The sequence below is a fragment of the Streptomyces vinaceus genome (assembly GCF_008704935.1).
Taxonomy (GTDB): Bacteria; Actinomycetota; Actinomycetes; order Streptomycetales; family Streptomycetaceae; genus Streptomyces; species Streptomyces vinaceus.
This window is the reverse complement of sequence record NZ_CP023692.1, coordinates 5,106,629-5,127,285: the sequence shown is the minus strand read 5'-3', so window position 1 is coordinate 5,127,285 and position 20,657 is coordinate 5,106,629. Positions and strand designations below refer to the sequence as shown.

At 72.7% G+C, this 20,657-nt stretch carries 20 protein-coding genes and 1 tRNA gene; 13 read left to right on the top strand and 8 right to left on the bottom strand.

The annotated features are described in order from the left end of the window. The first annotated feature begins 4 nt into the window (after positions 1 to 4). Together CP980_RS23155 and CP980_RS23150 are read left to right on the top strand one after the other, a co-directional pair. Positions 5 to 1,249, top strand: coding sequence for a cytochrome P450 (locus tag CP980_RS23155; protein WP_150528984.1), 1,245 nt, complete (start codon positions 5 to 7; stop codon positions 1,247 to 1,249). Between the two features lie 145 nt (positions 1,250 to 1,394). Further along, positions 1,395 to 1,811, top strand: a complete 417-nt coding sequence (locus tag CP980_RS23150; RefSeq protein WP_150528983.1) for a DUF6193 family natural product biosynthesis protein — start codon at positions 1,395 to 1,397, stop codon at positions 1,809 to 1,811. A gap of 175 nt (positions 1,812 to 1,986) precedes the next feature. On the opposite strand, the gene CP980_RS23145 is transcribed toward CP980_RS23150, so the two are convergent. Then, the gene (locus tag CP980_RS23145; protein ID WP_150528982.1) at positions 1,987 to 4,005 is read right to left on the bottom strand and encodes a bifunctional glycosyltransferase 87/phosphatase PAP2 family protein; all 2,019 of its coding nucleotides are present in this window, start codon (positions 4,003 to 4,005) and stop codon (positions 1,987 to 1,989) included. Positions 4,006 to 4,125: 120 nt separating this feature from the next. Between CP980_RS23145 and CP980_RS23140 the strand changes: the two genes are divergently transcribed. Next, positions 4,126 to 4,464 carry an antibiotic biosynthesis monooxygenase family protein gene (locus tag CP980_RS23140; RefSeq protein WP_099895713.1) on the top strand — a complete coding sequence of 113 codons (339 nt, stop codon included), beginning with the start codon at positions 4,126 to 4,128 and terminating at the stop codon, positions 4,462 to 4,464. 99 nt (positions 4,465 to 4,563) lie between these two features. Here CP980_RS23140 and CP980_RS23135 read toward each other — a convergent pair whose 3' ends face one another. Beyond that, positions 4,564 to 4,959, bottom strand: coding sequence for a nuclear transport factor 2 family protein (locus CP980_RS23135; protein WP_132755596.1), 396 nt, complete (start codon positions 4,957 to 4,959; stop codon positions 4,564 to 4,566). A gap of 121 nt (positions 4,960 to 5,080) precedes the next feature. Between CP980_RS23135 and CP980_RS23130 the strand changes: the two genes are divergently transcribed. Next, positions 5,081 to 5,593: a GNAT family N-acetyltransferase gene (locus CP980_RS23130; protein WP_150530330.1), complete on the top strand. Its 513-nt coding sequence runs from the start codon at positions 5,081 to 5,083 to the stop codon at positions 5,591 to 5,593. 26 nt (positions 5,594 to 5,619) lie between these two features. Here CP980_RS23130 and CP980_RS23125 read toward each other — a convergent pair whose 3' ends face one another. Beyond that, positions 5,620 to 7,692, bottom strand: coding sequence for an MDR family MFS transporter (locus CP980_RS23125; RefSeq protein WP_132755594.1), 2,073 nt, complete (start codon positions 7,690 to 7,692; stop codon positions 5,620 to 5,622). Between the two features lie 286 nt (positions 7,693 to 7,978). Between CP980_RS23125 and CP980_RS23120 the strand changes: the two genes are divergently transcribed. Both CP980_RS23120 and CP980_RS23115 read left to right on the top strand, forming a co-directional pair. Then, positions 7,979 to 8,743: a peptidoglycan-binding domain-containing protein gene (locus CP980_RS23120; RefSeq protein ID WP_150528981.1), complete on the top strand. Its 765-nt coding sequence runs from the start codon at positions 7,979 to 7,981 to the stop codon at positions 8,741 to 8,743. A 146-nt stretch (positions 8,744 to 8,889) separates the two neighbouring features. Continuing rightward, a complete protein-coding gene (locus tag CP980_RS23115) occupies positions 8,890 to 9,609 on the top strand; it encodes an HAD-IA family hydrolase (RefSeq protein WP_150528980.1) in 720 nt (239 codons plus the stop codon). Positions 9,610 to 11,056: 1,447 nt separating this feature from the next. Here the strand turns inward: CP980_RS23115 and CP980_RS23110 are convergent. After that, complete coding sequence (locus CP980_RS23110) at positions 11,057 to 11,650, bottom strand: TMEM165/GDT1 family protein (protein WP_099892692.1); 594 nt, start codon at positions 11,648 to 11,650, stop codon at positions 11,057 to 11,059. 606 nt (positions 11,651 to 12,256) lie between these two features. Here CP980_RS23110 and CP980_RS23105 point away from each other — a divergent pair. From CP980_RS23105 to CP980_RS23090, 4 genes are all read left to right on the top strand, one after another. After that, the gene (locus tag CP980_RS23105; protein ID WP_150530329.1) at positions 12,257 to 12,901 is read left to right on the top strand and encodes an HNH endonuclease family protein; all 645 of its coding nucleotides are present in this window, start codon (positions 12,257 to 12,259) and stop codon (positions 12,899 to 12,901) included. 212 nt (positions 12,902 to 13,113) lie between these two features. Beyond that, entirely contained in the window at positions 13,114 to 14,838 is a 1,725-nt protein-coding gene (locus CP980_RS23100) for an alkaline phosphatase D family protein (RefSeq protein ID WP_150528979.1), read from the top strand. Between the two features lie 154 nt (positions 14,839 to 14,992). Further along, positions 14,993 to 15,628, top strand: a complete 636-nt coding sequence (locus CP980_RS23095; protein ID WP_150528978.1) for a DedA family protein — start codon at positions 14,993 to 14,995, stop codon at positions 15,626 to 15,628. A 168-nt stretch (positions 15,629 to 15,796) separates the two neighbouring features. Continuing rightward, the gene (locus tag CP980_RS23090; protein WP_150528977.1) at positions 15,797 to 16,312 is read left to right on the top strand and encodes a hypothetical protein; all 516 of its coding nucleotides are present in this window, start codon (positions 15,797 to 15,799) and stop codon (positions 16,310 to 16,312) included. Between the two features lie 9 nt (positions 16,313 to 16,321). Here CP980_RS23090 and CP980_RS23085 read toward each other — a convergent pair whose 3' ends face one another. From CP980_RS23085 to CP980_RS23075, 3 genes are all read right to left on the bottom strand, one after another. Beyond that, on the bottom strand, positions 16,322 to 16,558 hold the full coding sequence (locus CP980_RS23085; RefSeq protein WP_150528976.1) for a DUF2277 domain-containing protein: 237 nt from the start codon (positions 16,556 to 16,558) through the stop codon (positions 16,322 to 16,324). Between the two features lie 15 nt (positions 16,559 to 16,573). Then, the gene (locus CP980_RS23080) at positions 16,574 to 17,206 is read right to left on the bottom strand and encodes a TRADD-N-associated membrane domain-containing protein (protein WP_229907220.1); all 633 of its coding nucleotides are present in this window, start codon (positions 17,204 to 17,206) and stop codon (positions 16,574 to 16,576) included. Positions 17,207 to 17,367: 161 nt separating this feature from the next. After that, positions 17,368 to 17,442 (bottom strand) — tRNA-Val (locus CP980_RS23075). 105 nt (positions 17,443 to 17,547) lie between these two features. Between CP980_RS23075 and CP980_RS23070 the strand changes: the two genes are divergently transcribed. From CP980_RS23070 to CP980_RS23060, 3 genes are all read left to right on the top strand, one after another. Then, entirely contained in the window at positions 17,548 to 18,792 is a 1,245-nt protein-coding gene (locus tag CP980_RS23070) for a hypothetical protein (protein ID WP_229907221.1), read from the top strand. A 120-nt stretch (positions 18,793 to 18,912) separates the two neighbouring features. Next, complete coding sequence (locus CP980_RS23065; RefSeq protein WP_373312940.1) at positions 18,913 to 19,677, top strand: DUF4383 domain-containing protein; 765 nt, start codon at positions 18,913 to 18,915, stop codon at positions 19,675 to 19,677. Between the two features lie 32 nt (positions 19,678 to 19,709). Further along, positions 19,710 to 19,913 carry an FmdB family zinc ribbon protein gene (locus CP980_RS23060; RefSeq protein WP_030160452.1) on the top strand — a complete coding sequence of 68 codons (204 nt, stop codon included), beginning with the start codon at positions 19,710 to 19,712 and terminating at the stop codon, positions 19,911 to 19,913. Between the two features lie 29 nt (positions 19,914 to 19,942). Here CP980_RS23060 and CP980_RS23055 read toward each other — a convergent pair whose 3' ends face one another. Beyond that, positions 19,943 to 20,602 (bottom strand): O-methyltransferase, encoded by a 660-nt coding sequence (locus tag CP980_RS23055; RefSeq protein WP_150528975.1) that lies wholly within the window; start codon positions 20,600 to 20,602, stop codon positions 19,943 to 19,945. Positions 20,603 to 20,657: the final 55 nt, after the last annotated feature.

Sequence of the window (20,657 nt, the reverse complement as noted above, 5' to 3'; positions counted from 1 at the left end):
CCCGATGTCGTGTCCCGCGCTGCCCGAAGGCTTCGACGCCACCGATCCCGACCTGCTCCAGGACCGCGTCCCCTTCCCCGAGTTCGCCCGGCTGCGGCAGACCGCCCCCGTGTGGTGGTGCCCCCAGCGGCGGGGCGTCACCGGCTTCGACGACGACGGCTACTGGGTCGTGACCCGGCACGCGGACGTCAAGTACGTCTCCACGCACCCCGAGTTGTTCTCCTCGACCACCAATACGGCGATCATCCGCTTCAACGAGCACATCCAGCGCGAGCAGATAGATGCCCAGCGCCTGATCATGCTGAACATGGACCCGCCGGAACACACCCGCGTACGGCAGATCGTGCAGCGCGGCTTCACCCCCCGGGCCATCCGCGGCCTGGAGGACGCCCTGCGCGACCGGGCCCGGAAGATCGTCGCGGAGGCGCTCGCCGCCTCGGCCGACGGCAGCTTCGACTTCGTCACCCAGGTCGCGTGCGAGCTCCCCCTCCAGGCCATCGCGGAGCTGATCGGCGTACCGCAGGAGGACCGGCTGCGCATCTTCGACTGGTCGAACAAGATGATCGCGTACGACGACCCCGAGTACGCGATCACCGAGGAAGTCGGCTCCAACGCGGCGATGGAGCTCATCGGCTACGCCATGAACCTGTCCGCGGCCCGCAAGGAGTGCCCGGCCAAGGACATCGTCACGCAGCTGGTCGCCGCCGAGGGTCAGGGCAACCTGGGCTCCGACGAGTTCGGCTTCTTCGTGCTGCTGCTCGCGGTCGCGGGCAACGAGACCACGCGCAACGCCATCAGCCACGGCATGCACGCCTTCCTGACCCACCCCGAGCAGTGGGAGCTGTACAAGGAGAGCCGGCCGGCCACGGCCGCCGAGGAGATCGTCCGCTGGGCCACCCCCGTGGTGTCCTTCCAGCGCACCGCCACCCGGGACACCGAGATCGGCGGGCAGAAGATCAAGGCGGGCGACCGGGTGGGGCTCTTCTACTCCTCGGCCAACCACGACCCCGAGGTGTTCACCGACCCCGACCGCTTCGACATCACCCGCGACCCGAACCCGCACCTGGGCTTCGGCGGCGGCGGACCGCACTTCTGCCTCGGCAAGTCGCTGGCCATCATGGAGATCGACCTGATCTTCAACGCGCTCGCCGATGCGCTGCCCGACCTGCGGCTGGCCGGGCCCGAGCCGCGGCGACTGCGGGCCGCCTGGCTCAACGGCATCAAGGAGCTCCGGGTCAGCCGCGGTTGACGGCCGGCCCGTGGTCCACGGCGGCAGGGGCCGCTCCTCCCACGCCCGGCCCCTGCCGTCCGCGGTATGGACGATTCCGTTTCCGTCGGGGCCCGTTCCCGTCCGGGGCATTGTCCAGGGGCCTGCCTGCCGTCAGACTGCGCGGATGAATCTTCAGGCAAGTGGGGCGGCCGACTGCGTGGAAGCGCGCTGGCAGCGCCTGCCGACGACATGGCGGCTGATGCACGAACGGGACGGCTCGCAGGCCTTGAGCTCGCAGGCCTTGAGCCGGGGCGTGCTCGCGCTCATCGAGGCCGCTTCCGCAGAACCGTCACTGCGCCGGCTCTACCCGTTCACCACCCGGTTCACCCTGTGGTTCAGCGCCCGCACCAGCCACCCCTTCGAGGTGGCGGCGCCGGCGGTCGAGCCGCTGCCGGGCGGCCGGTTCCGCGTCCTGAGCCCGACCCAGAAGCTCGTGATCGGCGAGGCCGACACCGCGCAGGCGGCGGTCGCCCTCGTCGTGGCGGGACTGGCCGGGGCCCCGGGCCCGAGTGGCGCACCGGCCGCACCCGGCGGATCCTGAGGACGCGGCGATCCACCGAAGGGGTGCCGGGACGGGTACGAGACCCGCCCGGCACCCCTTCGTCGTCCCCGCGGCCCGTCGCCCTGCCGGGGTCATCGGGCCGCGCGGCCCTCGCCCGGGGGCCCGATGACCCGCGAGCCGTCCTCCCGCGACCGGTTCCCCCGCGCGCCGTTCCCTACGCCCGCGTACGGGATACGGCGCCCACCCGCTCCGGCTCGCGCGGCCGCGGCACGCTCAGCCCGGCCGGCAGGACGGCCCCGCGCGGCCCCGACAGAACGTAGACCAGCCCGAACCCGGCGCTCACGACGGCCGCTCCGCCGACCGCGTCGAGCACCCAGTGGTTGGCGGTGGCGACGATCGCGCACACCGTGATCAGCGGGTGCAGCGCCCCCAGCAGCTTCTGCCAGCCCTTCGGCGCGAGCATGATGATCACGATCCCGCACCACAGCGACCAGCCGAAGTGCAGCGAAGGCATCGCCGCGTACTGGTTGGAGATCGCGGTCATGGCCCCGTACTGCGGATTGGCCAGATCCTGCGGTCCGTGCACGGTGTCGATGAAGCCGAGCCCCGGCATCAGCCGCGGGGGCGCCAGCGGGTACAGCCAGAAGCCGATGAGCGCGAGGACGGTGGCCAGCCCCAGCGAGGCGCGGGCCCAGCGGTAGTCGCCCGGCCTGCGCCAGTACAGGACCGCCAGGATCGTCAGCGGCACCACGAAGTGGAACGACGTGTAGTAGAAGTTGAAGAACTTCTCCAGCCAGGGCGTGTTCACCACGGCGTGGTTGACGGCCCGCTCGATGTCGATGCCCAGCGCCTGCTCGACGGCGTGGATCTGGCTGCCGTGCCCCTCGGCGAGGCTGCGGCTGCTGGGTGCGGCGGCCCGGATGTGCGAGTACAGGGAGTACCCCACCCGTATCAGGAGCAGCTCCAGCAACAGGTTGGGGCGCGAGAGCACGCGCCGCCAGAACGGCATCAGCGGCACCCGCGACCACCGGGCGGCGGCGGGCCGGCCGTACGCGGTCGGGACGGGCTCGCGCCAGTACGGCGAGGAGCGCGGCAGGAACGGCACGGCGCAGGCCGCCGCCAGCGCGGCGAGCAGCAGGACGTTGTCCCGTACGGGGGCCAGCGCGGCCAGGTTGGGCAGCAGCACGTCGGCGGGCAGGGTCATGGCGAGCACCACGGCCACCGGCCACACGGGCCGGTCGGCCGCCCGCTTGCCGACCTTGCCGGCCACCGCGAGGAGCACCCACAGCAGCTGGTGGCGCCAGCCGGTCGGCGCCACGGCGACGGCGACGCAGCCGGTGACGGCCACGGCGAGGAGCAACTGGCCGTCGCGGGCGTAGCGGGCGGCGCGGCGCAGGCCGACCCAGCCGATCACGCCCGCGAGGGCCACGTACAGCAGGATCTCGACGGGGCCGGTCAGGCCGAGCCGCAGCAGGGCGCCGTGCACGGACTGGTTGGCGAGGCTGTCGGGGGCGCCGCCGAGGCCGGTGCCGGCGAGGTGGTGGACCCAGTACGTCCAGGAGTCGCGCGGCAGGGCCGCCCAGGACAGGGCCGTGGCCGCGGCGAAGGTCACGGCGGCGGCCCTGGCGGTGGGGCGGCGGCCGGTGACCCACAGCAGCGGCGCGAAGAGCAGCAGGGCCGGCTGGAGCGCGGCGGCGAGGCCGACGAGGAACCCGGCCGGGCGCTCGCCGGGCACCCGGAACACGGCCAGCAGCACCAGCAGCACGGGCAGGACGGCGGTCTGGCCCGGCGAGGCGGCCGCGCGGACCGGCAGGGACACCATCATCAGGGCGACCAGGACGGGCGCGGCGAGCAGCGCGGTGCGCCGGGGCACGGGGTCGGGCAGGCCGCGCGCGGCGACCAGCCCGATGGCGGCGACGAACAGCAGCGTCACGCTGGTCCAGGCCACCTCCAGGGAGGGCGCCGCGAGACCGAGGAACGGCTTGAGGACCAGCCCGGCGAAGGGGGTCGCGGTGAACTGGCCGCCGTCGTAGAGGGAGCCGGGGAAGGCGCTGGGGAGCCGGAACTCGCTGAGCCACTCGCCCGGTGGCACGCGCAGCACCGCGGCCGCCTGTCTGACGGCGAGGACACCGGCCAGAGCCCACAGGAGGAGCCGTGCCGCCCCCAGCCTGCCGCTACCGCCTATGACCCCGGCATGTCCGTTCGCACCGCTGTGCTCTGCCGCGTTAGCCACGCCTCGCCGGCCTCCCGCCCTGTTGACCGCAACCTTGACTTCGCCTGGCTGCCGCGTTTCATGCACCACTTCATTACCTGGGACGACGATATCCCGCATGGGATCCCTAGGATGGCGTGCATGAGCATCGTGAAGATCAACGCACTGACCGTCCCCGCTGAGCAGCGGGAAGTCCTGGAGCAGCGGTTCGCCTCGCGGGCGGGGGCCGTGGAGGGTTCGGACGGGTTCGAGTGGTTCGAGCTGCTTCGTCCCGTCGAGGGCACGGACCAGTACCTGGTGTACACGCGGTGGCGGTCGGAGGAGGACTTCCAGGCGTGGATGGAAGGGCCCATGAAGGCGGCGCACCAGGGTGGGGGCGGTGGCGCGGGCGGCGGCGAGCGCCCGAAGCCGGCGGCCTCGGGGTCGGCGGTGTGGTCGTTCGAGGTCGTGCAGCAGGCGGCGCCGAAGCCGCAGGGCTGAGACCGGGGCGCGGCGAGGAGGTCGGCCGGCGGGGCTGGGCTCAGCAGGTAGGCCGCCGGGTCGGCCCAGCAGGTCGGCCGGCGGGGCGGGGCCTGGAGCTCAGCCCCAGAAGCGGTCCTCCTCGTCGATGTCCTGCGTGCACTCGTCGATGTCGGTGATCTTCCCGCCGACGATCGTGAAGAAGAGGCCTCCCTGGATCTCGATCCCGTGGTCCCCGCGGTCGCCCCGGGCCGTGTGGAAGGCCATGACGTGACCCCGGCCGTCGACCAGCACCGCGTGCAGATCGACCTGGAAGGTGCCGTTGGTCTCCTCGCCGAGCCTCCGGTACAGGTCGAGGACGGCTTCCCGGCCCTTGTGGTGGCCGGAGAGGGGATTGCTGCCCGGGACGTGGTGGATGACGTCGGCCGTCATCAGCGTGCCCATCATCTCCATGTCGCCCTTGCCGAAGGCCTCGTAGCCGCGGCGGATCAGGGCAGCGTCAGGGTGCTCGGACATGGCGGTTCCCGCCCTCCGTGTGGGAGATATGCGTCTTTTCCTATCATCGGTCCGTGCCTGTGGATATTCCACGCGGCGGGAAGTGCGCGGACTCCACAATGGCGCCATGGACATCGAGAGCATGAGCGCCGGATCCACCCTCCTCGCGACGGCCGGCAACTGGACCGTCTCCGCCGAGCACTTCGCCACGCCCGAGGCCACCGCGCTGCGCCGCGCGTACTACGCGGAGGTCGCCGGCCGGTACTGGAAGCGGTCCGTCACGGAGGCCGAGATCGACGAGGGGCTGCGGGACGATCCGGCCGACGGCCTCGCCCCGCCTACGGGCCGGTTCGTGGTCGGCCGCCTCGCCGGAACGCCCCGGGCCTGCGGCGGCATACGGCTGCTCGACCCCGTCACCGCCGAGCTCACGAGGGTGTACGTGGACCCGCGCGCCCGCGGTACGGGCGGCGGGGCGGCGCTCCTCACGGCCCTGGAGGCGTCCGCCCGCGCCCTGGGCGCCGAGCGGGTCCGCCTCGACACCCGCTCGGACCTGGTGGAGGCCCGAGCGTTGTACGCGCGCGAGGGCTACGCGGAGATACCCGCGTACAACGCGGGCCCGTACGCGGAGCACTGGTTCGAGAAGCCCCTGATCTGATCCGTGGTGCGGGCATCCGAATTCGGTCAGGGCGCGGCGTGGTCGCGGCGGGCCGCGGAGTCGTAGGGCTCCTCCGCGTCGGACCCGCAGAGCTCCGCGTTGATCTCCTTGACCAGCTTGACCAGGTCCGTCGGCCGGTCCGGGCCCCACCAGTCGCCGAGCAGTTCGGCGAGCGACTCCTCGCGGGCGTCGGCCAGCTTCTCCGCCTCCTCGCGGCCGCGCTCGGTCATGACCAGCGGCAGCCCCTCCCGTACGGCCAGCCCGCGTTCTTCGAGCTGTCGCGCGGCGTCGGTGATCACCTTCAGCGGCACGGTGGTCCGCTCCGCCAGCATCGCGGGATCGGCGGAGCCGTACTTCTTGATCCGCAGCAGCAGCCAGCTCGCGGCGGGCAGCAGGTCGAGGCCGGCCTTCTCGGTGATCTTCTCGTAGACGTGGCGGCGGCCCTCGCGGGTGCCGAGGACGGTCAGTGCGCGGGCGACCTCCTCGCGCGAGGAACGGTGGACGGGGTTGGAGGCGAGGGTCTCGGTGACGTCGGGCGCGGTGACCGAAGCGCGCAACACGTCCTCCTTGAGGAACCAGGCGATGACGAAGGCGAGGAGGACGACGGGCACGGCGTAGAGGAAGACGTCGGTGATGGAGGAGGCGTACGCGTCGAGCACGCGCGGCCGCAGCTCGACGGGCAGCCGCCCGATGGCCCGCGGATCGGCCTCGACCAGCGCGGCCGTACCGGGCGGCACCGGAAGCCCGGCGAAGGCGGTGGCCAGCTTGCCGTCGAGCCGGTTCGTGAAGATCGTGCCGAAGATCGCGACGCCGAAGGAGGCGCCGATGGAACGGAAGAAGGTGGCGCCGGAGGTGGCGACGCCGAGGTCGGCGTAACTGACGGAGTTCTGCACGACCAGGACCAGCACCTGCATGACCAGACCCAGTCCGGTGCCGAAGACGAAGAAGTAGATGCTCATCTCCCAGGTGCCGCTGGTGCGCTCCAGCTGGTGCAGCAGGAGCAGCCCGATCGCCGTCACGCCCGTACCCGCGATCGGGAAGACCTTCCAGCGTCCGGTGCGGCTGACGATCTGGCCGGAGGCGGTGGAGGCGATGAGCATGCCCAGCACCATCGGCAGCATGTGGACGCCGGACAGGGTGGGCGAGACGCCCTGGACGACCTGGAGGAAGGTCGGCAGGTAGACCATCGCGCCGAACATCGCGAACCCGATGATGAAGCTGATCACCGAGCAGAGGGTGAAGGTGCGGATCCGGAACAGTCCCAGGGGCAGGACGGGTTCGACGGCCCGCCGCTCCACGAAGAGGAAGACGGCGAGCAGTACGGCGCCGAGGACGGCCAGTCCGATGATCTGGGTCGAGCCCCAGCCCCAGGTCCCGCCGAGGGAGGCGACGAGCACGAGGCAGGTGGCGACGCAGGCGATGAGGAACGTGCCGAGGTAGTCGATGGTGTGCTTCAACCGCCGCACGGGGATGTGCAGGACCGCGGCGATGACGACGAGGGCGACGAGGCCGATGGGCAGGTTGATGTAGAAGACCCAGCGCCAGGACAGGTTGTCGACGAACAGACCGCCCAGCAGCGGCCCGAGGACACTGGTCGCGCCGAAGACGGCGCCGAAGAGGCCCTGGTACTTGCCGCGCTCGCGCGGCGGGACGATGTCGCCGACGATCGCCATCGACAGCACGATCAGCCCGCCGCCGCCCAGGCCCTGCAGGGCGCGGAACCCGATGAGCTGCGGCATGTCCTGGGCGAGCCCGCACAGCGCCGATCCGATGAGGAAGAGCACGATGGCGCCCTGGAACAGCTTCTTGCGTCCGTACTGGTCGCCGAGCTTGCCCCACAGCGGCGTGGCGGCGGTGGCGGCCAGCATGTACGCGGTGACGACCCAGGACAGGTGCTCCATCCCGCCCAGCTCGCTGACGATCGTGGGCAGCGCCGTGGAGACGATGGTCTGGTCGAGGGCGGCGATCAGCAGGCCGAGCAGCAGGGCCCCGATGGAGACGAGGACCTCGCGCGAAGCGTGTTCGGCGGCCGGGCCGGACCGTTGCGGGTCGGGAACCGGGTCGGGTTCCGCGGGGTCCGTGGTCACATCCTGAGCCATCCGTTCCTCCTCGGGCCGGATCAACATGTCCATCCTGAGCGGTGTGGCCGGATATGGCCTCTCGGACAGGTTGGGCGGGCCCCGGAGGGTCTGCATAATCGCAGGCAATGGCCAGGGAGGGATTCCAGTGAGCGCTGAGCGCTGTCCAGAATGCGACGCCGTGGGCGCCGACTGCGGGTGCGCGCCGGGGGCCGGTTTCGAGCCACTGCGCGTCCGTCCGTACGTGACGTTCCCCGAGCCGCGCCCGTCCGACGCCCCGCCGCCCCCTCAGCCGGTGCGAGGGGTGATGGCCGGCCCTTCGGGCGGGTACGCCGGTGGCGCGCAGGCGCCGCCGGGCGAGGACACTCCGGCGTACGGCATACCCGTGGCCTGGCCGGACTCCCCGCCGCAGACGGGCTGGCCGGCGCAGACGGTCCGCCTGCGGGCGGCCGACCCGGCGGGGGCCGGGGGCGGGGGTCCCGAGAGACGACCCCGCCCCGGCCGCCGACGGCGGCTCCCGACGGTCCTGGCCGGCGCGGGCACCGTGGTCGCCGTGGGCACCGCGGCCCTGGCGCTGGGCATGCTCCCCCGCTCCGGTGACGGCGACACGGTCCTGCTGGACGCCAAGCCGTCGGCACCCGCCGCGAGCGCGGCCCCGGTCGGTCCGACGCAGCCGGGCGCCACGCGCGGCCCCTCCCGCTCCGCCTCGCCGTCGGCGTCGGCTTCGGCCTCCGCGTCGCCGAGCGCCTCGAAGTCCGCTTCCCCCTCCGCCTCGCCCTCGGCCTCCCGCAGCTCGGCATCCCCGTCCGCGACCCCGTCGACGAGCCCGAGCCGCGCACCGAGCTCCGCCCCGCCGAAGGCTCCGACGCTGCGGTACGGGGACTCGGGCGCGGAGGTGGAGAAGATGCAGCGGCTGCTGGCGGGGCGGGGCTACTACCGCGGGAAGATCAACGGCCGGTTCGACAGCCGTACGGAGAACGCCGTCTCGGATTTCCAGTCGCAGAACGGCATCGACGACGACTGGGGCGTCTACGGACCGGAAACCCGGCGGGCCTTGGAGGGCACGGGCTGATCGCTCGCGGAGGGGGCCGGTGACGCGGAGTGGCGCAGACCGCCCCCGGTTTTGTATCGTGTAGGAACAAAGTGGTTCCGCCCGCAACCCCTGACCGGTGGGCGGAACCGCTTGTTCTCTTTCCCGCCCCGTCTGGAGCACCGCCGATGTCGGCCAGCACCACCACGACCACCGCCCCCGCCGTCCTCACCGCCAAGGCCCTGCTCCTGGACATGGACGGCACCCTCGTCAACTCGGACGCGGTGGTCGAACGCTGCTGGCGGGACTGGGCGGTCGCCCACGGGCTGGACCCGGAGGAAGCCCTGAAGGTCGTCCACGGCCGGCAGGGCTACGCCACGATGGCCATCCTCCTGCCGGAGCGCCCGATGGAGCTCAATTACGCCGAGAACACCGTGATGCTCGCCCGCGAGACCGCCGACACCGACGGCGTGGTCCCGATCGGCGGAGCGGCGGAGTTCATGGCGGCGATCGACGGGCTGCCGCACGCCCTGGTCACCTCGGCCGACGCGGCCCTGGCCACGGCCCGGATGACCGCCGCCGGCCTGCGCATGCCCGAGGTACGGGTCACGGCCGAGTCCGTCAAGGCCAGCAAGCCCGACCCCGAGGGCTTCCTCATGGGCGCGGCCGAGCTGGGCGTCGACCCCGCCGACTGCATCGTGTTCGAGGACTCGGCGGCAGGCATCGCCGCCGGCCTGGCGGCGGGCATGCGCGTGATCGGCATAGGCCCCCGGGCCGCGGCCCACGCCCCGACGGCGCACGTCCACGACCTCACGTCGATCAGGGTGACCACGACCGAGGGCGGCCGGATCGAACTGACGCTGACGCCGCCGGCGACGCCGGCACCGGCGCCGGCGCCGAGGCCGTAAGGCGGACCGGGCCACCGGGGCGGGCCTCGGGCCGGACGGGGTCGGGACGGCGGGGCGGTACGGGGGGCGGTACCCCCGGGGCGGGGTCGGGACGGCGGGGCGGGGTGGGGGGCGGTACCCCGACGAGCGGGGTCGGGACGGCGGGGCGGTATGGGGGGCGGGATCCCCGGCTCGGGGTTGTGGAGGGTTCGGGGGTTTCCCGGCAGTCCACTGTCCTTCCGTGTCGGTCCGGGCCGTCAAGGGCGCTCACTTCGTTCGCGTCGCTTCGCGATGGCCTTCGGCCACCCTTGACTGCCCGGCCCGCCCCGGAATGCCATAAGACTGCCGGGAAGCCCCCGAAGGAACGGTCAGGGGGACAGTCATCCACATGCCCGCGTCAGGGACGCCGATCCCCCGCCCTGGCAGCCCCCTCCCTGCACCCGGCAGCGATGAGATGCGCGTGGAGCGCGGGGTGACGCGGCAGATCGCTACGCGCTCCTCTCGGCATAGCGTCCGACGACCGCCTGTGGCCGGACATAAGCCGCCCACGACGGATCCGGATGTCTCCCGGCCTGCGACAGCGGGTTGTTTGTCCCTTTTGGTGGCCGGTCGAGGCCTGCAAGGGGCCTTGCCTGACCGAGAGGTTGGAAAGTCCGGCATCAGGCTCCCACTCACCCCCTCACCGCCCCATTCCGTCCCGATGGGCCTCATTCCGCCCCTGCCGGGCGCTTGTCCGCCCCCATGGGCCTCATTCCGCCCCCGCCAGGCCGCTTGTCCACCCGCATGGGCCCCATTCCGCCCCCGCCAGGCCGCTCGCCTGCCCCGCCGAGCCCCTCATCCGTCCCGTTCGGCCTCATGCCCGCCCCGCTGGGCCTCTTGACCACCCCGCTAGACCTCGTGACCATCCCCTTCGACCCCGTACCCGTCCCGTTCGACCTCTTGTCCATCCCGCTGGTCTCCTTCTGCACCCAAGGCCGGCCCGCTCTACGCCCAGGAACAGGCCGCAGACGCCGACATGGCCATCCACGGACTCCGTCTGGGCGGCCTATGTCCAGCCACAGGCGGTCGTCAGTCGCCGAGACGTGAGAAGCGCGTAGCGATCTGACGCGCCCCCCGTCATGGCCGGGCCTGGTGGTGCCGGGAAATGGGGCACGGATGAACGGGAGATCCCGATCGGCATCTCAAGGGGCCTCATCCCTCGCTTGACCTCCCGGCCATTCCTTCGGGGGCTTCCCGGCAGTCTTATGGCATTCCGGGGCGGGGCGGTCGGTCAAGGGTGGCCGAAGGCCATCGCGAAGCGACGCGAACGAAGTGAGCGCCCTTGACGGACCGACCCGACACGGAAGGACAGTGGACTGACGGGACGCCCCCGGACCCTCTCTGATCCCGAGTCGGGGATCCCGCCCCCCGAAGCCCCGCCAGCCAACCCGACCCCGCCCCACCAGATCCCGACCCACCCCCCGACCCGTCAGCCCGCAATCGCCTCATACAGCGAGAACGCGGCCAGCGCCGCCATGACACCCGCCGCGACCTTCGTGATCAGGCGCAGCGGCACGTACTTCATCAGGGTCTTGCCACCCAGGATGCCGATGCCCGCGACCGCCCACAGCGCCAGGACGGCGCCGAGGCCGACCGAGACGGGGTTGTCGTACCGCGCGGCGAGGTTCGCGGTCATGATCTGGGTCAGGTCACCGAACTCGGCCACCAGGATCAGCATGAATCCGGCCCCCGAAACCTTCCAGAAGGACTGGTCGGCGGGTGCCTTGACCTCCTCGTCCCCGTCGCTCTTCTTCAGGAGCAGCATGGCCGCGCCCGCGAGGAAGAGGACGCCGACGACGGCCTGGACGAGCCGGTGCGGGAGAAGGGTGAGCACGCTGCCCGCGGCGATGGCGAGTGCGACGTGCACGGCGAAGGCGGCGGCGACACCTGCGAAGACGTACGAGGCGCGGTAGCGGGTGCCGAGCATCAGTCCGGCGAGGGCCGTCTTGTCGGGGAGCTCCGCGAGGAAGACGACTCCGAAGGCGATCGCCGTGACAGTGATGCTGAAGGTACTGCTGAACACGGGGCGGAACCTCAATCGGTCGGGCAGGACGCCATCGATACCGAGAGACCAGGGTGTTTCAGGGGTCGCTTCGGCTCGGCGGCGCCCTGACTGCGTCCACGCACCCGGCATGGACGGGTGCAGATGAACAAGAACAGGACACTGCGGCCGAAGGTCTCGCTGGCCGACCGCTGAACGCGGCCTGCCTCCGGGCGCCGGCTGGGGTGACCCAGCAGTATGTCGACGGTCCGGCGAAGAGCTACTCCCCTTCTGCACTCCACAGGATACGCGACGCCCTCCCCGGCCCGAAATAGGCCGTTGGTCCCGAGGCAGCCGCACCCACCCGCCGACGACCCGCCGACGCAGCCCGGGCCCCCGCCGAGCCGACCACCCCCTCACCCCTCCGCTCCCGCCCCATCCCTCCCCACCCCTCCCCCTGGAAGCCCAACTTCCGTTTCCCCCTCGGAAGTTGTCCGCCCCAGACGTGACGTGCGCATGTCGCAAACCTGTAACCTTGCGCCCGCCGCCACGCAATCCGGCGCCGCCACCATGGCCGCGCCCCTTCGGGGCTGACCGGCCACAAACCCCCGCATCCAGGGAGCCCCCCTCATGGCCCTCAAGACCTTCATACCCCGCGTCTACGCGCGTCGAATTGGCGTGCTCGCGTCAGCCGCCACGCTCGCCGCCCTCACCTCCCTCGTGAGCGCGCCCGCCGCCCAGGCCGCCCCGCCCGCCCCCATCAGCGCCGCGGCCGCCCGCTCCTACCTCGCCACGGTCACGCCGAAGACGGAAGGGTCCCTCAGCGGATACAGCCGCAGCCTGTTCCCGCACTGGAGCACCGTCTCCGGCACCTGCAACACCCGCGAGACCGTCCTCAAGCGCGACGGCGTCGGCGTCGTCACCGACTCCGCCTGCGCCGCCGTGAGCGGCAGCTGGTACTCCGAGTACGACGGCGCCACCTGGACCAACGCCGCCGACCTCGACATCGACCACGTCGTCCCGCTCGCCGAGGCCTGGCGCTCCGGCGCCGCTTCCTGGACCACCTCCAAGCGCCAGCAGTTCGCCAACGACCTCACCCGCCCGCAGCTCATCGCGGTGACGGACAACGTCAACCAGGCCAAGGGCGACCAAGACCCGGGCAAGTGGCTGCCGTCGCGGACCGCCTACCGCTGCACCTACGCCCGGATGTGGGTCGAGGTGAAGCAGTACTGGGGCCTGAGCATGGACTCCGGCGAGAAGTCGGCCCTGGTGGGCATCCTCAACGGCTGCTGAAACGGCGGCTGAAACGGCACCCGAACCACCCACAACACCCCACCGACCCACGCCCCACGCCCCCCACCCACGCTCCACCCACCCCCGCTCCACACCCCACGCCCACGCCCACCCACCGCCCATTCACCCGCCCTCTCCCCCGCCAGGGGGAGGTCACGCCCCCCTCCTCCGTCGTACCGTGATCGAAGGGGCTACGGAGGAGGGGGAGTTGCATGGCCGGGTTGCGTCTGGGGCCACTGCTTCGCTACGTCGACTGGGACACAGGCGGTTCGGCCACGATATGGATCGAGGCCGACCGCCCCTGTCAGGCCGAGGTGCGGTGCGCCGACGGGGCCGGCGGCAGCGTGCGCACCTTCCAGATCGCCGGGCACCACTACGCCCTGGTGCCCGTGACCGGCTTGGCCCCGGGGAGCACCACGGCGTACGAGGTGCTGCTCGACGGCGTGCGCGTCTGGCCCCTGCCGGGCACGGCCTTCCCGCCGAGCACGATCACCACGCCCGCCGTCGCCGCTGCCGGGCGGCCGGCCCCGGGGCTGCGGCTGACCTTCGGCTCGTGCCGGCAGGCCGCGCCGCCGGCCGGCCGGCACGGGCCGCACGGTCCGGACGCCCTCGATACGCTCGCCGCGCGCCTGGCGGCCGATCCGGACGAGGTGCGGCCGGATGTGCTCCTCCTGCTGGGCGACCAGGTGTATGCGGACCAGCTGTCGCAGGAGACCAGACGGTGGCTCGCGGCGAGGCGGGACCTGCGCGAGCCTCCCGGCGCCCAGGTCGCGGACTACGAGGAGTACACGCGGCTGTATTACGAGTCCTGGCTCGACCCGGAGATTCGCTGGCTGCTGTCCACCGTCCCCAGCCTGCAGATATTCGACGACCACGACGTCGTGGACGACTGGAACACGAGCGCGGCCTGGCTGGCGGAGATGCGGGCGACGCCCTGGTGGCCGGAGCGGGTGCTCAGCGGGCTGATGTCGTACTGGGTGTACCAGCACCTGGGGAACCTCTCGCCGGCCGAGCTCGCGGCCGATCCGCTGTACGAAGCCGTACGGGCGGCCCCGGACGGTACCGACGCCCTGCGGGCCTTCGCCGCCGCGGCCGATGCCGATCCGAGCTCGGTGCGCTGGAGCTACCGGCGGGACTTCGGCCGCTCGCGGCTGCTGATGGTGGACACGCGGGCGGCGCGGGTGCTGGCCGAGGGCGGGCGGGCGATGCTCGACCCCGCGGAGCAGCAGTGGCTCCGTGACAACGCCCTCGCCGGGCACGGCGGTTACGACCACCTCCTCATCGGGTCGTCGCTGCCGTGGCTGATGCCCCCGCTGATCCATGACGCGGAGACGTGGAACGCCGCGTTGTGCCGCGGCGAGCGGGGGCCGCGGTGGGCGCGGATCGGGGAGGATCTGCGGCGGCGCAGCGATCTGGAGCACTGGGCGGCGTTCCCGGCCTCCTTCGCGGCGCTGAGCGATCTGATCGAGGAGGTGGGGACGGGGCCGCGGGCACCGGCGACGGTGTGCGTGCTGTCGGGGGACGTGCATCACGCGTATGTGGCCGAGCCGCGCATACCCAGCACGGCGCGGGTTTTCCAGTTGACGTGCTCCCCGGTGCACAACTCGATCCACGCGGCGGTGAAGTGGGGCTTCCGGCTGGGCTGGTCGCGGACGGGCCGATGGCTGGGGCGCGGGTTCTCGCGGCACGGGCGGACGGGCAGGCCTCCGCTGAGCTGGCGGCGTACGGGCGGGCCGTGGTTCGGGAACCAGCTGATGACGCTGGCGCTGGCGGGCCGTTCGGCCCGGCTCCGGCTGGACCAGGCGCACAAGGCCCGGAAGGGGCAGCGGACCGCCCGGCTGGTGACGGTGCTGGACCGGGAGCTGACGTCGACGGCAGCGACGGCGTCGGCGGCGGGGCCGGGCGGCGGCACGGAGGGTGCCTACGGCCCGAGCTGACACACTGTGCACCCGGGCAGCCCCCGGGCATACGGCGCACCAACGCCCGGCGTACGCTGTATGGCTGTCAAGCAGCTCCTGCCGCTCCTGCCGCTCCCCGCGACGTCGCGGCGCTTCATGCCGCAGCACGTCAACCGGACTGGGGAGTCCCGCCTTGTTTGAGACGCTGGGGTCGCTGACCGCGAGCCCGTGGATCTACGCCGTGGTGGCGGTGTCCATCGTGCTCGACGTCTTCCTGCCGGTGCTGCCCAGCGGGGTTCTGGTGATCACCGCCGCGGCGGCCGCCGCGGCCGCCGGTGCGGCGGGTCCGGTGCCCGTGGCGGTTCCGGCGCAGGTGCCGGACATCCTCGCGCTGCTGGTGATCGCCACGACCTCGTCGGTACTGGGTGACATGGCCGCATTCCGGCTGGCCCGGCGCGGCGGGGCCCGGCTGGACCGTGCGATCGCCCGGTCCCGTCGGCTGACCCGCGCCCACGAACGCCTGGGCACGGCCCTGGCCCGTGGCGGCGGTGCCCTGGTGGTGATCGCCCGCTTCGCCCCGGCCGGCCGCTCGGTGGTGTCCCTCGGCGCGGGCAAGACCCACCGCAAGGTCATGGAGTTCCTGCCCTGGTCGGTGCTGGCGGGCATGGCGTGGGCCGGGTACAGCGTGGCCCTCGGCTACTTCGGCACCCAGTGGCTCGGCGCCACCTGGCTCGGCACGGCGGTCTCCGTGATCGCCCTCTTCGCCGCGGGCGCCCTGGCGGCCTTCGTCATCCGCCGCCCCGTCCCTACGGCGGCCCCGGCAGCCTAGCGACCGGCCGCCCGTTCCCCCGGGCGGAGCAGCGGCTCACCCGTTCACCCGGCCCCGATCGCCGCCCCGGGCCCGGGCTCCTAACGTCCACTGCACGGCGCGCAACCGAATCCGCGTCACATCCGTGCCCTGGCCGCGCCGTTTCGAGGAGCCCGAGGAGTTCTCTCCATGCCCGCCACTCCGCTCGCCCAGCCGCCGAACCGCCGCCTCCTGAAGGGGGTCGCGGCCGCGGCCCTCCTCCTCGCCGCGGCCACGCCCGCCACGGTCGCCCATGCCGGTGGCGCCTCCCCGTCCGGCAGCGTCTCCCCCACGGCCGTCGCCCCGGGGGGCCGCGTCAGCCTGAACGTCACGGGCTGCGGGACCAAGACCGGGACGGCCTCGTCCAGCGCCTTCGGGAACGTACGGCTGACCCCGGGCAATCTCGAAGCCACCAACCTCTTCGGCAGCGCCACCGTCTCCACCAACACCGCCACCGGAACGTACACGGTGACGTTCGAGTGCGGCGGCTCCGGCGGTCAGCGCGCCACCGCCTCCCTCCAGGTCACCTCCGGCGCGGCCCGCGGCGGGCTGGGCGGCAGCGTCGGCGCGATGAGCCCCGGCCAGATCGCCCTCGGCGCCACCCTGGCCGCAGGCGCCCTGGGCACCGGCGTCTGGCTCCTCCGCCGCCGCTCCCGCCTCACCTGACCCACACGTCTAGGCGGTGGCGGTGGCAGTGGCGGCAGCGCCCCTGACCTGCAAACCCTCCAGCAGGTCCCGCGTCGCCTCGGCGATCGCCTCCACGGCGGCCTCGAAGACCTCCTGGTTGTGGGCGGCGGGCGCCCGGAAGCCGGACACCTTCCGTACGTACTGCAGGGCGGCGGCGCGGATCTCCTCCTCCGTGGCCTTCTCGGGGAGGGCGGGCGGGCGCAGGGTCTTAATGGAACGGCACATACACCCACTATCGCGCTACTGGGGCAGCTCGGCGCCGGACAACTTCATGATCAGACCCGCCTGCAAGCGCGCCCGCAGCACCGGGTCGGCGACCTCCTCCAGCAGCTCGACGGCCCGCTGCATCGACGCGGCGGCCCGCCGGTCCTCGCGCAGGGAGGCCGTCTGGGCGGCCATGTGCCGGAGCGCCGCATCGGCCCGCCGGTGGAACAGCTGCCCGACGAGCGTGATCACCAGCCCCACCGAGCTCGTGACCACCCCGAGGTACAGCTCGCCGCTGCTCTCGGCCTTCCACACGGCGAGCGCCACCCCGAGCAGCAGGATGGCGGCCCCCACCCCGGCGAACCGCTGGCTGGTGACGAAGCTGCTGCGCGCCTGCGTCAGCCCGTAGGCGTAGTACTCGACCAGCACGGACGTGAACTCGGCGTCCCCGTGCCCGTCCCGCCGCGGAGCCGGCAGCCCCCCGACATCGGCGTACTTCGGGTCCCCCGTGTCCGCCGGGGGCTCGGCCACCTGCGCCAGCAACCGCACCCGCTCGGCATCCCGCCGCCGCTCGAACCCCTCCCGGGCCACCCGGTCCAGCAGTACGTACGCCACGCCGGCGCCCACGACGGCCAGCAGCCCGGCACCCCCCGCCACCCACTCACCCATCCCCCGACGATCCCACGCCCCCCAAACCCCCCGTCAACCCCCCAACCCCGCCGAACTCCCCGCTCACACCCGCGAGTTGCCGCGCCTGCGGATCACCACACCCCGGAAAACGGAACGGCCCCCCGACCAGGATCAGTCGGGGGGCCGTGCACGTATCTCCATGGTGGGCGTGGACGGTTTCGAACCGCCGACATCTGCTTTGTAAGAGCAGCGCTCTACCCCTGAGCTACACACCCGTGGATGAGTGGACAGCCTACATGGCAGGCGCACCCCCCACGCAAACCCGCATCCGTGGGAGAGAATGGACCGGGGCATGGCGGAGGCGGTACGGGAGAGGGATTGTGACGACGGCATCCCGGCGGTGGTTCGGCGGGCGGGACGAGAGTCGGCGGGCGGATGCGCAGGCGGCGAAGGATGCCGCCGCGGCCGCTTTCTACGAGCTGGACACCGCGCAGCGGGATCTGCGGATCTCCATGGAGACCATCGCGGCCGCCGACGGGTCGCCGGCGGCCCGGCAGGCCGGGGAGGGCTTCGCCGCGCTCGGGCAGCGCATCGACCAGGTCAGCCACGTGTACATCGAGGCCGTGGACGCGCACGACCTCGACCGCGTCGACCTGGAGGGGTCCGTCGCCGCGCGGGCGCGGGAGCAGCTGACGCGGGCGCGCGAGGAGCTCGTACGGGTCAAGGGCGAGCTGGACCGGTTCGCGCAGGGGCTGCAGCCGCTGCTGGACAAGGCCGAGACGCAGTTGGCGCGGGTGGCGCCCGCCCGGGAGCGGGCCCGGGCCGCGCTGCTCGCGGCGAGCACGGCGCTGGACGAGGTGCGCGGCAAGGGGATGCGGGCCGACGAGTTCGCGGCGCGGCTGGCCGCGCTCGGGCCCGAGCTGACCTTGCTGAACCAGGGCGCCGCGCAGCACGGCGTACAGGAGACCGTCCAGCGCGCGGACCGGATCCTGCGGGACGCGGAGGCGATACGGGCCGAGGTGGAGCGGCTCCCCGAGCGGGCCGCGGAGATCGACCGGCGCCTGGTGAGCCTGCGGACGCGGGCGCAGGCGCTGCGCAATCGGGCGGACCGGGTGGATCCGGTCCTGAGCGAGCTGCGCCGGCGTTTCAGTGCCGCGTGCTGGCAGGACCTCCAGCACGTGCCGGAGCAGGCCGTACGGGACGTGGCGCGGGCCGAGGAGCAGCTGAAGGAGGCCGCGCGGGCCCGCGAGGAGCAGCGCTGGGCGGACGTCTCGGCGCTGGTCGAGGCGGTCCGGGGTGCGCTGGACGCCACCGACGAGGCGGTGTCGGCGGCGCAGGACCGGCTGTCGCGGCTGGAGGCCGTGGCGCGGGACCCGCAGGCGGAGGTGCAGCGGACCCGGTTCGCGATCCGGGACGCGCAGCGGCTGGCGATGGAGGGGCGCAGTGTGCCCGATCCGCGGCACGCGCGGCCGCTGGACGAGTCGGTGGCCCGGATGGAGCGGGCGCTCGCCGGGCTGGAGGAGCGGCACCCGGACTACTGGCACTTCCTCCAGGAGATGGAGCAGGTGCGGCAGGACGTGGGCCGGGTCGTCTCCGACATCCGCGGCGGGCGCGGGAGCGGCTGAGTCCGCGCCCGTCGCGCGGGCGGGCGAGGGCGGCCGGCGAGGCCCGCGTTTGTCGCACCCGCGTTTGTCGCAGCGGGGCCCCGGGCGGATGCTTGGAGGTGGCTGGAAGAGGAGGGCGTGATGGCTGCCCATGTTTCGCACACCTCTCGTGCGCCCGGCGCACCGCGCACGACCACAACCCGCACGACGGCGCCCCGCACGACCGCACCCCCCGTGAACGCGCCGCACGCGGCCTACGGGTGCCACGAGCCCCACGAGCACTACGCGCCGTACGTGTCCCACGGGCCGATCGAGCTGCCCGCACCGCACGTGCCGTACCTGGTGCGGCGCGTCGCGCGTCCCGTCAACGCCCGGCTCGACGAGCACCTGCCCACCGACCACAAGCTCATCCAGGTCTACCGGGTGGGCGCGGGGCTGATGGGGCTGCTGCTGATCGTCTTCGGGATCCTCGGGCTGATCGACCGGATCGGGTTCTTCGACACCGGCGGTGCCACGGTGCTCGCGCTGAACACCAACGGCGCGCTGAGCGTGCTGTCGATCTGCATCGGTCTGCTGCTCCTCGCCGGGATGGCGATCGGCGGGAACTTCGCCTCCACCCTCAACATCGTGCTGGGGATCGCCTTCATCGTCAGCGGGTTCGTGAACCTGGCCCTGCTGGACACCGGTATGAACTTCCTGGCGTTCAAGATCCAGAACGTGCTGTTCAGTTTCGTCGTCGGCGTGATGCTGATGTGGTTCGGGATGTACGGGCGGGTGGGCAGCGCCCTGCCGCACGACAATCCGTACTGGCGGGCCCGCAACCCCGAGCAGGCCGCCCGCGAGGACCGGGCCGCCGCGCAGGCCGCCGCCCGGCTCGGTCGCGGCGTCCAGGGTCACGGCGTCTAGGACGTCCCACCGTCCGTGGGTAGCCTGGGGCCATGCCTCGTTACGAATTCCGCTGCCGGACCTGCGAAGACACGTTCGAAGTCAGCCGGCCCATGGCGGAGTCCTCCGCTCCGGCCGACTGCCCGGCCGGCCACGCCGACACCGTGAAGCTGCTCTCCGCCGTCGCCGTGGGCGGGACCAGCAGCGCCCCCGCCCCGTCCGGCGGGGGCTGCTGCGGTGGCGGAGGCTGCTGCTAGGCCGTGTCCGACGGCGACGCGCGACGGCGCTAGCGCTTGCGCGACAGGGTGAGGCCGTCCGAGATCGCCAGCAGGACCGACTCCATGCGGGTGTCCGCCGCGACGTGCTCGTTGTACGCGCGGACTCCCGCCGCCGAGCCCGTCGCGGCCTCGTCCAGGACCGTGCCGTGGAAGAGGGTGTTGTCCGTGACGATCAGCCCGCCCGGGCGCAGTCGCGGAACGAGCTCTTCCCAGTACGCGATCTGGCTCTCCTTGTCGGCGTCCACGTAGGCCATGTCGACGTGCGGCTCCAGCGGCATGGCGCGCAGCGTCTCTAGCGCCGGGGCGATCCGCAGGTCGATGCGGTCGGCGACGCCCGCCGCCTCCCAGGCCTCACGCCCGTACGCCGTCCACTCCCGCGAGACGTCGCAGGCGACGATCCGGCCGTCCGCCGGCAGCGCCTGCGCCATCGACAGGGTCGAGAATCCGGTGAAGGTGCCGATCTCGACGATGTGGCGGGCGCCGGTCAGCCGGACCAGGAAGGCCAGCAGCGGCCCCTGCTCCTCCGCCGACTGCATGCCGGCGACGTCCGGGAACTTCTCGTACGTCGTCGCCACCAGCCCCCGCTGGACCTCGTCCAGAGGGGGGTTGTGGTCGAGCACGTAGCGGTACAACTCGTCGGTGATCTTTGTGCTGTTGCCCTTGGTCATGCGCCCAGTGTGCCGACTCCGCCCGCCGGAAGGCCCATGGGCCGGCCACCGCCCG